This window comes from Gelidibacter sp. (genome assembly GCF_053579655.1).
Window position 1 is genome coordinate 23,559 of record NZ_JBMDWE010000036.1, and the last position, 13,671, is coordinate 37,229.

Genomic DNA, 13,671 nt, shown 5'->3' on the forward strand with positions numbered 1-13,671 from the left:
CAAAGTTGCACAAAGGAGCACAAAGTTTCACAAAGACTTTCACTTGAAAAACTCCCGACTAACAACTGCTCGTCCGTTCGAGGCTTTTGCGAAGGCTAGATGACTGCCAACTGAAGACTGAGGACTGAATACTGCTAACTGAACACTACTTCTTCACTCTATCCTCATTCTGCTTTACAAAGGCAGCCCAACCTGTGTAACTTTTACCAACTTCAATACGGCCTTCATTATAAAAATGACATACCGCAGCCGCCAAACCATCCATTGAATCCAGATTTTTTGGTAAGGTTTTCAAGCCCAACAAACTTTGAAGCATTTTGGCTACCTGTTCTTTACTGGCGTTCCCGTTTCCGGTAATGGCCATTTTTATTTTTTTTGGAGCATATTCGGTAATCGGAACCTCTCTACTCAAACCTGCGGCCATGGCGACACCTTGCGCACGCCCCAACTTCAACATACTTTGCACGTTTTTCCCGAAAAAGGGTGCTTCAATAGCTATTTCGTCAGGATGATGCGTGTCAATAAGCTCAATGGTACGTTCAAAAATGAGTTTGAGTTTGAGGTAATGATCATCGTATTTCTTAAGATCCAATTCATTCAATTGTAAAAATGACATGGTTTTACCAACCACCTTAATCAGTCCGAAACCCATAATAGTCGTCCCAGGGTCAATCCCTAAAATAATTTTTTCTTTTATCATTTAATTACAATAATGGCAGCCACTTAAAGAGATGGAGGCCCCAAAAGCAACATACGCCAAATCGCCATTAAATGAAAACCCGTCGGTGGCTACGTTATATTTATTTTTCTTTGAAAGCGCATAAACATACGAACCGTCCACATAAATGGATAAGGATTCGGTCAATCTGTAATGCACTTCCACCCCAGCCATAACATTGGGATAGGTATAGGTGTTGTTCGCATAACTACCTAAAGGCTTGGTCATACTTAGGCCAGGACCAGCATGAGCCACAATGCCAATTGGAGGCGGCAAAAAAGTAAGCAAATCCTTAAAATCATAAACCCCCTGAACATTGACACGGGTATAATTTAATTTATAGGGCAAGGATCTATCTGTTGCTTCAGAAGAGCGATTGTAACCAAGATCCAGTTTAACGCCCCAATTTCTGGCAAACATATATTGCACTCCTAAATTAATGGTTGGAAAGTTGATTTGCTTGGAGAAGAATCCAACAGTTTCTTCTTGATCGATCGTATTATTGATTCCCAAAGCGAGTTGTAACTTCCATTTTTCAACATCCTTTTGGGCGCTACTTAAAGAGGTCGTCATAAGTGTCAAAAACAAAAGCCAACTTAAGTTTTGTATTTTAAAATAAGGTCTCATAAGCTAATTATGGTTTAATTTGCGATTATGTTAACGGCAATCTCTCACAAAACTAAACAATTCTCGCTTGTACTTATAAAAATAGGACTTGTTGTTGCTGCTTTTTATTTCATTTACACCAAACTGTTCCATAATAGAGATCTACATTTTGATGAATTCATTCAAAATCTGATGAATTTTAGCGCGATTTCAGCAAATACAATCCTTATTTTGCTTTTTTTAAGCATTTTTAACTGGTTTTTTGAAATCTTAAAATGGCAGACCTTAGTTGATTGCATTACAGAAATATCATTTAACGAAGCTGCCGCCCAAACTTTGGGTGCGCTTACCGCCTCGCTATTAACTCCTAATCGCATTGGCGATTATGGCGCAAAAGCCATATACTACCAAGCACTTCAACGTAAAAAAATCGTATTACTAAACCTGATTGGCAATAGCGCTCAAATGGCCATCACTACAATTTTTGGAACTTTTGGCTTTGCATATGTTGCGCTTCGTTTTCAGCCTGAATTAAATTACAATGGTCTTTTCATTGGGCTTGGATTGCTTGGCTTTATAGCGACTTTCCTTATTTGGATCTTAAAAACGGATGGGTTTAAAAAACAGAAAAAGTTACTTTATAAACAGCTGGACTTCCTAAAGAACATTAGTAAAAACTCACTATTCAAAATAATCCTATTTTCCTTAGTTCGTTATTTGATCTTTTCTTTTCAGTTTTACTATTTGTTGTATTTATTTGGCATCGAAATGAACTATTTTGAAGCCATGGTATTCATCTCAAGCATGTATTTATTATCTTCCATTATACCGTCCATATTTATATTTGACGTGATCATTAAAGGTGGTGTTGCCATTTATCTGTTCGGATTAATTGGGGTTCCCGAAGCTATTATATTATCCATCGTCACCTTGATGTGGATTTTAAACTTTGTGCTTCCCAGTGTTATTGGCAGCTACCACGTCCTTAATTTTAAACTTCCTAAAACCGTTTCATGATTTTCATTATTATCAGCATTACTGTTGTTTATCTTTTCCTAATAGGAAGTTTTATTTTGGGCTTTGATCGTGTAAAAACTTTTGAATTGAGCGATGCAACCCCAAAAACGCGTTTCAGCATCCTTATTCCTTTTAGAAATGAGGAAAAAAATCTTCCTGCGCTTTTGGAATCGATTTCAGCGTTGAACTATCCGAAGGACTATTTCGAAATTATTTTTGTGGATGACGACTCTGACGACAATTCCGTTCATCTGCTCGATGCATTTCTGATACAAAGTGGAATTACTAATATTCAAATCATAAAAAACATAAGACTCAGCAATTCGCCAAAGAAAGATGCCATTACCCTGGCCATTTCTGAAGCAAAATATGACTGGATTGTGACCACAGATGCCGATAGTATTCTTCCTAAATATTGGCTCGATAGTTTTGATGAATTCATTCAAAAGCAACAACCTGATATGATTGTCGCACCCATAACCTATACCAAGGTCAAAGGTTTCCTGCAAAACTTTCAACTCTTGGATGTGCTCAGTTTGCAGGGTGCCACCATGGGAAGCTTTGGTATAAAAAAGCCGTTTTTATGTAATGGTGCCAATTTAGCGTACAAAAAAGAACTTTTTAAAACCCTAAATGGATTTCAAGGCAACTCCGAAATAGCGAGTGGCGATGATGTTTTCTTACTCGAAAAAGCAACCCGAAATAAAACTATGAAAGTGGCGTATTTGAAATGCAAACAAGCCGTTGTTTTATCTTCAGCACTAAATTCAAGAAAAGATTTAATTGAGCAGCGCGTGCGTTGGGCAGCAAAATCAAGTGCTTATAAAAACTTGTTCGGGAAGTTCGCAGGGTTTATCATTTTATTACAAAACGCGCTTTTAATTTGCTGTGTGGCATTGCTCGGCATCGGAATTTTGACACCAAAAGGACTCTTATATATTTTCATCATAAAGTTCAGTATCGATTTACTTTTGATTCAAAAAGCAGCCAATTTCTTTGATCAGAAACACCATTTAAAACACTATTTATTGGCGTCTTTATATTATCCTTTTTTCAGCGTTTACGTGGCGTTTACAGCTGTATTTAAGGGTTATAAGTGGAAAGGCCGAAGTTATAGACAATAGTGCTACTGTAATTTATTTTCGGTAAATTTACAATCATCTGAATCCTGTGTTATGAAAAGATTTGTCTTCATCACGATTTTTTTATTTAGCGCCTTTTTGGCCAGCGCCCAAAAAACCTATACGATTGATGGTCAATCTGTTCAATTAAAATCTGCAATTGAAGGTCCTCTTGATTTGCTTTGGAATAGTTTTGACAACCAATACCGCTATTTTATAAGAACGGAAGACCCTCAACTCTTAGAATTGCTCAACACTAAAAATGCTAACAACACCTTTCAAGAAGAATACAAGTCAACTTTAACACAGCTTACCAACAACACATTAAACGCCTCAAAAACGAATTTCAACCTACGCGATTTGGCTCATTTTGTTGACCAATACAATGCATCTGTAAGTCCAGAATACGCATCAGAGCGCTCCAAATTTAAGGCCGAACTCCGTTTGGGTGTTTTTGGTGGGATTACCAACAGTCCGTTTGTAGGCAATCCAGAAAACATAATATCCTCCGTATTTGGAGGAGAACTTGAAATGCTCACTGGAAAGAACAAAAAACATTCGGGGTATTTACAATTACGTCATGTCGCTGAAAAGGACGCCTTCAAATATGAAACTACTGAACTTTCTTTAGGTTATAGATATCGATTTATTAATACTTCAGCCATCAGCTTTTATGGCGATGTTAAATTTGCAACCTTAAATCTCACCAGGGCGACCGTCACTTTTGAAGATTCCGCCAACAACACCATCACTCAATATATTGACGACACAGCTTTTGATGTCCCGCTGATCATTGGCGTAGGTGCCGATATACGATTGAGTTCTGTTATTTATGCGAATGTAAGTTACAATCAGATTTTTGCGATCTTCTTTAAAAATCAAGGCAATTTCTCTTCAGATATTACTCTCGGACTTAAATTCAAAATCAATTAATTAATGTGGACAATGACGGGCAAACTGAACTCAGTGGCCACTTGCTGACTGCGTTTAATGGCCGGATAAATTTTGGGAAGGGAATCAAAGCTATGTCTCAAGATGCTATCTAACTGCGGAATCTGCGCTTTAGTTACCGAATCCATATCAATGTTTTTGATTGAAAATCCACCCGTTTTATCAATATGAATTTTTAAAATCACAGTATCAGAGACATCCTCGGTCACGACGATTTTTTGATGCTCCAAATGCGAGGTCAGCAATTTATAAAGATGGTTTTCAAAACATGCTTTCTTTTCTTGATGGGTGAAAACGTTATCACAGTCGGCAAACGTCGGATAATCATCCACGTCATTCCAATTGATGGCTTGCATTTCCTCTTCCAAAATTTGTTCGGTGGACACTTTTTTGGATTGAAAATAATCGCAAGACGTCAGTATGATAAAGAAAACAAGTAATAGTCGCTTCATTTTTATAAGAGTACTGAAGCTGAAAAGTACAATTTTTTTAGAGAATAAATTCACTCAACCTAGTTCTGATAACTAATTTATTTTTAGAACAAATCAAACTTAATCAGTTTTCATGAATTTCTCTTCCTTTAGCTCTCGCAATCGGCTACTGGCATAGGGAACATACATGCTTTTTGGGAATTTATCGATATACACTTCATAGACTTTAATTTTAGAATTGCGATCTGCATAATATTCATCTTTGGTTCTTACCAAAAAGAACTGAGCCGCCTCGTCCTGTGGGTTTTCATTGACTGCCTTCTGAAGTGCTGCTATGGCTTCCTTGTATTTTTTCTGTCGATTTAAAACGCCTGCAAGCTTCGTGTATTCCGCATTTAACGGCTGATCCAAAATATTCAAAGCCTTGGCAATCCATTCTTCTGCGGCAGCGAAATTATCGATTTTCTCATATAATTGTCCTAAAATATAGAGGTTGGTCGCATTTTTAGAATCATAATCTACCGCACGATGGGCTTGAACGATGGCTTTTTCGTACAGTAATTGTTCGGCATAACAAAAGCTCAATTTCTCATGGATAAACTGCGAACTTTCGCCCAAATCCAATAACTTCTCGAACCATACGGACGCTTCTTTATAATTCTCTTTCCGATAGTAATTGAGCGCTTTTAAGCTGATCAACTCCGCATTATTGGCATAACTCTTCAATCCTGTGTTGATATAACGAAGGGACGCCTCATGATTGCGCTTTGCTAAGAAATACCTGGCGATTTTATAAATGGCTTTTTGATGGGTGTGATCGAGCTCATAGGCCGAATGAAATCGGTTCATGGCCGTAGAATCGCCTTGTTTTTCAAAAACCAAACCAAGCTCATAATGGTAATTCGGATTTTTATAATCGAGATACACCAGCTCACTGAATAATACGGCAGCATCATTGAGTTTTTTACTTCGGGAAAGCAGTTTGGCATAGTCATACTTGATAAGCGCATCCTCAGGGAAAGCGTTGAGTGCGTTATCATAGCTTGCTAAAGCTTCATCGTAATTACCAAGCGCTAAATTAGCCTTCGCCATTTTCTCATAAACCTCTTCTTGTTTTTCATAGGTTTTAAAAACCTCAATCGCTTGTGAATAGTTGCCATGGACATACAAGCTGTCAGCACGTTTTAATAGGACGTCCTGCGCTTGTACAGACCATGAGACTAACACTAAAAGTAAAATTTTATAGAATTTTATCATGTATTCCATTATAAAAATCTTATCTGAAATAATTTTTCCGACAGGTTTTAAAATTTAGTATGCTGAACGAGAAAATAAAACGAAACTCCTATTATTGCACTTGAAATAATATTGGCAGACTATATGGCACCACTACTGCTTTACCTTTGTGTTTGCCAGGAGTCATTTTGGGCAATGTTTTAACTACACGAATGACCTCCTTTTCCAACCCAGGATGAGATGCTTTTGCCCTAATATTCGAGATGGAACCGTCTTTTTCAATTTTAAAAATAACCATGAGGCGTTGCGTTCCACTCAATCCCAATTCTTTCGCTAATTTGGTATTGAAATTTTTATTGACGAATTCACTGATTTTATCGGATGTACATTTTTTGAGCGCTTCATTTGAATCTAATGCTTCACAAGAAGGGAATCGAGGCACTTCATCAACAACGGCATAAGGAATTTCGCCATCAAATGTGATTTTATCCTGTTCTTTAGATTTCAGTTCTTTAAGATGGTTCTGCTCAGATTCTTCTGTTTTTTTTACATCTATTCCTGAAGCATCCTCTGAAACTTGAAATAAAATAGGCAAACTATACGGCACCGTTACGGTTTCCCCTTTTTGTTTCCCTGGTGTAAAATCTGGCATGGATTTAATGACTCTAATCGCTTCAGCTTCCAGTCCAGGATGTGGCGCTCTTGACATGACGTCCCTAACTTTTCCGTCTTTACCAATTTTAAAAATAACATTGATGCGTTGTCTTCCAGTCAATCCTAGTTCGGTGGCCAAATTCGTATTGTAGTTTTTATTGACAAATTCCGCTACCTTTCGAGAAGTACAATCTTTATCAACCTCTTTAGATCCTGTCGGTTCGCAACCTTCAAATAATGGCACTTCATCTATAGTCGCGAATGGCACTTCAATGTCATTAGCATCAGATGATGTCTTATTTATCTTAATATTATCGATGATTGTGGAATTATTTTTATCCATGTTTATGTCAATAGTCGTTTTCCCATCAGTCATTTTCAGTTTATAGTAAAAGGCATCTTTATCTATTAAGGCCAACTTTTCAGCTTTCATTTCATTTTCGTCATCTGATAATTTAGCCATATTATCAACTACCAAACGTAGCTCGCCATTTCTTCCCATATTTTCCCATCCTTGTTTAGCTACATCCGTTTTTTTAAAGTCAAGATAGTCTTCATAAGTTTTAAATCTATTAATCCTTTTTTCATAATTTTCTGCATCCGCTTCAGTTAACTGGCCTTCACTTTCCTTTTTCTCCCTAATTTCAGTATACATAAATTTTATAAATGCTTGCCTTCTGGCTACTACCTCTCTACTCTCAATATAATTATCGTCTCGTTTAAAAAACTCTTCGTTATTTATATTAAAACTACCTTTAGTCCGTGTCAATTCAGCAATCTCCTTATAATATTTATCCACTAATTCTTGAAAGGTCAATTCCTGATAAAGAACTTCTTTCTGAAGAAAAGGGAATGGATCTTTTACTTCACTCGCATAAGACGAGGTGTACATGAGCATGACCATCACCACTGGCCCCAATAAGGCATACTTGATAAGATGGATTTGTTTTGATTTTGATTTGCTTAACATAAGGATTCGTTTTTTGATTAATGATTGATGAAAAAATGGATTGATGAATGAAATCTGCTGGGTCTCGAAAACTTCCGACAACAAACTTTGATAGTATTCCGACTTGCCCTTGTATTTTACTGCTTTTGCATCGGCGATGAACTCGTGCAACGTAGATAATCTATTTTGATACATATATATTAATGGATTGAACCAAAACACGATCCGTAAGATTTCAAAGGCCAATAAATCCAGACTGTGTTTTTCTTTGACATGAACCATTTCATGTTGTACGATATGTTCTTTTTTTTCTGCATGAATGTTATTCCCCAAAAAGATATATTGGAAAAAAGAGAAGGCCGCACTGCTATTCAATAAAAACACAATAAGCGCATCGCCTTGCCAACGTTTTGGGTTTTCATGGAGCATTTTTAGGATTTTGATGATTTTGTATGCCAAAATAAGCGCTGCTAAAACCATCCCCAAAACCCAAACATAAGTCCAAGAAAAACTGAGCGCTTGCTCTGAGATTTGTTGCGTTTGCATCATCATAGCCTCATCCATAACTATGGGCGAAACCTCCCCAATAATAACCTCTGGCAACCTAATAATCATCGGTTCTGGAACAATGGCTTTGATACTTTCAAATTTTAAAAAAGGCAAGACAAACGACAAGAAAGCTGTGCCGATTAAATACGCACGATTCCAATTAAAGAAGGTCTCGTTCTTTAAAAACACGTCATAAATGATCAAAAAGAACACTTGAAACGCAAGGGTTTGTAGAATATAGTGTAACATAGCTAGTCGTCTTTTTTGTTAATTTCCTTTAAAACCGATTCCAAATCTTTTAAGCTCAGTTCATTTTTCTTCACGAAAAAAGATACCATACTCTTAAATGAGCCTTGAAAATAATCATTGACCAGCATATTAATGCTTTGGTTGCTGTAGTCCGTTTTTGCCACCAACGGAAAATAGAGATGTCCTTTGCCCTGTTTTTCATAATCCACAAATCCTTTGCTTTCCAAAATCCGCACAATGGTAGATACCGTATTATAGGCAGGTTTGGGTTCGGGCAATTCGTCAATAATTTGTTTGACATTGGCTTTTTGCAATTGCCATAGCACTTGCATGATCTCTTCTTCGGCTTTTGTGAGTTGTTTCATAATCTCTCCCTGCGAGGGCAGTCCCGAAACTTCGGGATATTTAGTTAAACTGGAATTTCATCAGAGCAAACGGATTATAATCTTCTAATCACCTCACTTGATGATGCTAATATAACTAAAATATTAGTTCAAACTAATTTTTTAGTTAAAAGATTTTATAAAAGTTGAAGGAAGTGGAGAAGGAAGGAAAAGAATTATCTGATAAAAGAATCAAGACATTTCGACAAGCTCAACGACCGCCCTTCGCTTTTAGAACCAAGAATCAAGACATAACAGATAAAGCTTTGGTAAAAGAATCAAGACCGCTTCGCTTTTAGAACCAAGAATCAAGACATAACCCGTAAAGCGTTGAAGGCAGCTCTTAAAATTTATAATTATCTGGAATCATGACGCCTGATTAAGGCTTACAAAAAAGACAAAAATGGATACGCTATAAATCAAGTTGCTATAAAACCATTATCATTCTTTATGCTTAGGAAATCGACAAATCTTAATGCTACCAGATGATACTAAAAATAAAACCTAATAATTTTCCAGACGGTTAATTATTAGGTTTATTCTTTTTACTATTAACTCAACAAATGAGTAGAGGGATTAATTAATTGTTGTTGACTAATCAAATATAGAAAAGAGATGTGACTTTAAGTTACGGGAAAACCGCAAACTTTTTGTGGCAAAACCGTACAACTCATACGTAGCAAGTCATTGACGATTTTCCAAAAATCAAAAAAACGTAAATTTATCCGTTTTATTTACAGAAAACCCTTTTTCCTCGCTTTTTCAATGAGTGTTTCATCCCTACCATCGTTTACAGAGAATAAAACTTTGAGATGTTTTTTACGCTTTTCAATGGCACTCATTGATAAATTAATGTGTTCCCTTAAGGTAATTGTCCGAACGCCTTGCGATAATAAATGCAGAATTTTCCGGTTGATATCATCTACATAAATATCAGTTATTACCGACTTTTTCAAGAAATTATTTACCGTACTACTGTAATAGGGCGGAGAAGATAAAATATGTTGAAAGGCCTCTGCCAATTCACTGGACGTCATATCACTTTTAATTAAAAATCCGTCAGGATCAATCTGCTTTATAATGTTGTGCACTCTAAACGACTCATTGAACATGGTTAAAATAACAATTTTCGCATTGGGCATGAGATTGCGTGTCAATTTCGCCAAATCCTCTCCCGAAGTCAATTTGCCATCCGAAGAACCTGGCAAACTGACATCAAAAAAGCAAACATCATAAGGCTTTTCCTTGGCTGCTCGTCGCAATAATTCATTTGCAATGTCACAATCATTTGCGGTGTCAATGTGCAGGATCTGATTCTCCTTTTTGCTTGCCATCAAGGTGTTTTGATAACCTTCAATGATAATGGGATGGTCATCTACCATCAAAATATGAATGTGCTGCATAGGTACTTAAATTGTATAGGGGATTTTCACTGTTATGGCTGTGCCTTGATCAATTTTTGAATGGAACAATACCGTTCCGTTAAGTTGATTGACCCTTGATTTAATGTTTTTCAGACCGATTCCTTTTTTACTCTTATTCGGATCAAATCCAACACCGTCATCATTTATAGTCAAGCAAATTACAGGATTTTTCAGTTGAAAACTAATGTGTACGGTTTTGGCTTTGGCATGTTTATAGATATTTTGAAGTCCTTCCTGAACCATTCTGTAAATGTTTATTTTGGTTTTATTGGAAACTAACTCCCAATCAATATCTTCTGAATAATCAAATTCATATTCCAATTGATAGGCAGCGGCCTGTTTTTCGATCAATTCCAACAAAATATCGATAAATCCAGAGCCCTCCATAAAATCGGTATTCAAGTCATGGGAAATTTTACGAATATCATTTTCAATAATCTTTAATTCCGAAATGTATTTGGATCGTGTCTGTGCCGCCTCTTTTCCTTCATTAAGATTATAACTATCCAAACTCAACCGCGTTCCAAAAAGGCGTCCTAAGATGCCATCATGCAACTCTTGCGAAATACGTTTTTTCTCTTCAAACCTGGCCCCGTCAACTTTGTCCTGTTGGGAAAGCAATAAATTGTAAATTTCCTCATTGACTTCCTGCTGGTCTTGTTTGAATTTCAATTCTATATTCTTGTTGCGCTGTGTGAAAATGATATAGACCAATATGGAACCTACCATTAAAACGAAGGAACTAATAATCCACCACATTTTTTCCGTCGCCATCCGTTCGTTTTCCAATTCGATCTGGTCGGTTTCAAATTCAATACGCGCAAATTTATTACGGATACCGCGTTCATGTGCCAACAGACTATCACTTAACTGGATATGTTGATTTAGGTAGACTTTGCCTTCGTCACCTGGTTTGAGTTCGGAAAGAATAATCATAGACTCCAAAAGAAGGTCATTAGATGATATCTCTTTTGCTAATTGATAGGATTCTTCCGCATACTTTAGGGCCAGCTGCTGCTTACCTTGACCTTTATAAAACTTAGAAAGATCAATCGTCACATTCAGTATATTTACTTTGTCCTTAAGACTGTCCGAAATTTGATACGCCCTTTCAAACAGACGTTCCATTTGCACAAAATCTTTATTTCCATTCAAAAATCTTGCTAGGGCGACATTATCCAATACCAGTGCATAAAAATTAGGATCCAAATCAAATAACTCCTTGTGATCTAAAATGCCTTCATAAAGCTGAAGCGCTTTTTTAAAATCACCTTTTTCTTTATAGACATGTGCCATATTGTTTTCTGAAGACAACTCCAGAATAAGCCCATTACTCATTTTCTTGGCTATCGCATAAGCTTTCTGATGATAATCAAGTGCCCTATCAAAGATTTTTATGGTTGTGGCCCCCGTTCCAATCCGTGTATAAAGCAACCATAGACTCTCCAGCATATAATCATCTTTAGGAAGATGTTCCGCCAACTTTATGGCCTTAATCGCACTTTCCTCACTACCTATATAATCTTTTTCCAGGTTTTGGATTTCTGAGATATTTATCAAGATATCAACTTGCCGAGAGGTAAGCCCTAACTGTTCAGAAAATTTATAGGCTTTTGTATAGTAATAATAAGCACTGTCATTTTGAACCCTATTCCGATGATGGTAAAAACCCAAATTATGGTTGGCAATGGCCATGGCTAAAGAATCCTTGGTGTTTTTTGCGAGGTCTAAGGTTTTGAAGTTGATCCTTTTAAATTCACTGAAATTACCCGTATAAATGCAAAGCGCAGAATAATTATGATTGATTTTAATTGTAATGGAATCGATTTTCAAGGCATTCGAATAATTCAAGGCTTTTTTTGCATAAGCAAATTGCGCTTCAAGGGATAACTTATGGTTTTTACTGAGCGCTTGAAATTTTAAGATACTATCATATGCAGGCGAGGCCAACTTTTTTTGTGGATAAGCGCTTTCACCAAAAAAAAAGAAAAAAGTAATTAGAAAATATAACCTGAACACGTTGGCATGTTGTTTTTGAATGATTCCAAATTTATAATAATTTATTCAATGTATCCTGTTTAATTTAAGCCAACACCAAAAGCCCTTATTAATTGAAATAAAGGCTTGGGTTTTTAGATATAAATTGTTTTATCCCTGCTCTGGAATGCGGATTCCGCCTCTTGAGTGTGCTAGCAGATCAAATTCTGTTTTTGACTTTTCGTACTTATTTACTTCACTTGTAGTTTGAGAAGGCGTTTGGTTGGTTTGGCTAGAAACTGTTACGAATAATACTAATAATAATGTAATTTTCAAAGTTTTCATGTTGTTACAATTTAGGGGTTATATACTATTTTAGTTAATTAATAATTGTGCACTACAATGTCATTCGAGGGAAGAATGGATTATTAATTTTTGAGCATAAAACTTTAGCCTTGTACCTAACGTCGAGGGAATTAAGCTTTGCAATAACGTCTTGAAAATGGATTAAAGTTTTCTTGAATAAGTTGGTTAAGGGCTTACTAAAGAATGTCAAATATATTATAAAAAAATTACCAACAAAAATTTTATCGGATAAAAATGCATTTAATCGATGAAGTGCAGCAATTTAGTCGAAAAGATGTACAAAAAGCGGCCATTAGAAGTCTTTTAATCTGCTTTTTTATAAACAACTTTTGGGATTTCTCAGATTTCTTTGGAAGGTTGGTTAAAACAAGCACAATCTGATCCTTTTAATGTTTCATAAGAATACAAAACTGTACCATTAAAATGAAGAAACATTAAAAGGCTTGATTGACATCTAGGGATTTAATAGGCAAACTGTAGAATAAAGACGGTAACCAAACTCTACTCCTTTTAGGAGGGTTTCTGAAGAATAAAACCCTTTTTAAACGCAAGAGCCGCAAAGGATTTTCGCAATGGACGTCATGAGATTTTATAACCTTGCGAACTTTGGGATTTTACTCTGCATCTTAGCGGTTAAATTAAATCCACAAACCTAAAATCCCACAACTTTTTGACTTGACCCTTTTAAATGATTGATTATTAGGTAATTAATACGCAACCTGTAGAATAAAAACGGCAACCTAATTCTACTCCTTTTAGGAGGATTTCTGAAGAATATTGGATGTTTCGAAAATTTCGAAACCACCCTAAAACAAAAAAGCATCCCGATTCTGTTAAAAACAGAAAAGGAAAGCTTCTCATTGGAATACCAAATCGCTCTGGTACTCACTACGTTCCGAATTTGACTTCGGAAACAACACAACTTCTTTAAAGCGCTAAAAAAAGCTCTAAATTTCTTTAGAGCTTCTTAGCATTTTTGCGGTCTGGACGGGACTCGAACCCGCGACCTCCGCCGTGACAGGGCGGCATTCTAACCAGCT

At 36.3% G+C, this 13,671-nt stretch carries 12 protein-coding genes; 3 read left to right on the forward strand and 9 right to left on the reverse strand.

What is annotated here, in order from left to right:
- Positions 1-145: 145 nt before the first annotated feature.
- Both ruvC and ACOH2D_RS15315 read right to left on the reverse strand, forming a co-directional pair.
- Positions 146-700 carry a crossover junction endodeoxyribonuclease RuvC gene (gene ruvC / locus ACOH2D_RS15310; protein WP_348036136.1) on the reverse strand — a complete coding sequence of 185 codons (555 nt, stop codon included), beginning with the start codon at positions 698-700 and terminating at the stop codon, positions 146-148.
- Entirely contained in the window at positions 701-1,345 is a 645-nt protein-coding gene (locus ACOH2D_RS15315; RefSeq protein ID WP_348036135.1) for an outer membrane beta-barrel protein, read from the reverse strand.
- Positions 1,346-1,372: 27 nt separating this feature from the next.
- Here ACOH2D_RS15315 and ACOH2D_RS15320 point away from each other — a divergent pair, with 27 nt between their 5' ends.
- From ACOH2D_RS15320 to ACOH2D_RS15330, 3 genes are read left to right on the forward strand one after another with little or no spacing between them, the layout of a single operon-like run.
- Positions 1,373-2,341, forward strand: coding sequence for a lysylphosphatidylglycerol synthase domain-containing protein (locus ACOH2D_RS15320; RefSeq protein WP_449535766.1), 969 nt, complete (start codon positions 1,373-1,375; stop codon positions 2,339-2,341).
- Positions 2,338-3,465: a glycosyltransferase gene (locus ACOH2D_RS15325; protein ID WP_449535767.1), complete on the forward strand. Its 1,128-nt coding sequence runs from the start codon at positions 2,338-2,340 to the stop codon at positions 3,463-3,465. Before ACOH2D_RS15320 ends, ACOH2D_RS15325 begins: the two co-directional genes overlap by 4 nt.
- 51 nt (positions 3,466-3,516) lie before the next feature.
- Complete coding sequence (locus tag ACOH2D_RS15330) at positions 3,517-4,395, forward strand: outer membrane beta-barrel protein (RefSeq protein ID WP_449535768.1); 879 nt, start codon at positions 3,517-3,519, stop codon at positions 4,393-4,395.
- Here the strand turns inward: ACOH2D_RS15330 and ACOH2D_RS15335 are convergent.
- The 7 genes from ACOH2D_RS15335 to ACOH2D_RS15365 form a co-directional block, all read right to left on the reverse strand.
- Positions 4,392-4,865 carry a hypothetical protein gene (locus tag ACOH2D_RS15335; RefSeq protein ID WP_449535769.1) on the reverse strand — a complete coding sequence of 158 codons (474 nt, stop codon included), beginning with the start codon at positions 4,863-4,865 and terminating at the stop codon, positions 4,392-4,394. The two genes, ACOH2D_RS15330 and ACOH2D_RS15335, sit on opposite strands and share 4 nt — an antisense overlap.
- A gap of 99 nt (positions 4,866-4,964) precedes the next feature.
- On the reverse strand, positions 4,965-6,110 hold the full coding sequence (locus ACOH2D_RS15340; RefSeq protein ID WP_449535770.1) for a tetratricopeptide repeat protein: 1,146 nt from the start codon (positions 6,108-6,110) through the stop codon (positions 4,965-4,967).
- An 82-nt stretch (positions 6,111-6,192) separates the two neighbouring features.
- The gene (locus ACOH2D_RS15345; RefSeq protein WP_449535771.1) at positions 6,193-8,481 is read right to left on the reverse strand and encodes an energy transducer TonB; all 2,289 of its coding nucleotides are present in this window, start codon (positions 8,479-8,481) and stop codon (positions 6,193-6,195) included.
- 2 nt (positions 8,482-8,483) lie between these two features.
- Positions 8,484-8,846, reverse strand: coding sequence for a BlaI/MecI/CopY family transcriptional regulator (locus ACOH2D_RS15350; protein ID WP_449535772.1), 363 nt, complete (start codon positions 8,844-8,846; stop codon positions 8,484-8,486).
- A gap of 752 nt (positions 8,847-9,598) precedes the next feature.
- Positions 9,599-10,267 carry a response regulator gene (locus ACOH2D_RS15355; protein WP_449535773.1) on the reverse strand — a complete coding sequence of 223 codons (669 nt, stop codon included), beginning with the start codon at positions 10,265-10,267 and terminating at the stop codon, positions 9,599-9,601.
- Positions 10,268-10,273: 6 nt separating this feature from the next.
- Positions 10,274-12,238, reverse strand: a complete 1,965-nt coding sequence (locus ACOH2D_RS15360; protein WP_449535774.1) for a tetratricopeptide repeat-containing sensor histidine kinase — start codon at positions 12,236-12,238, stop codon at positions 10,274-10,276.
- Positions 12,239-12,436: 198 nt separating this feature from the next.
- Complete coding sequence (locus tag ACOH2D_RS15365) at positions 12,437-12,610, reverse strand: hypothetical protein (protein ID WP_449535775.1); 174 nt, start codon at positions 12,608-12,610, stop codon at positions 12,437-12,439.
- Positions 12,611-13,671 lie beyond the last annotated feature (1,061 nt).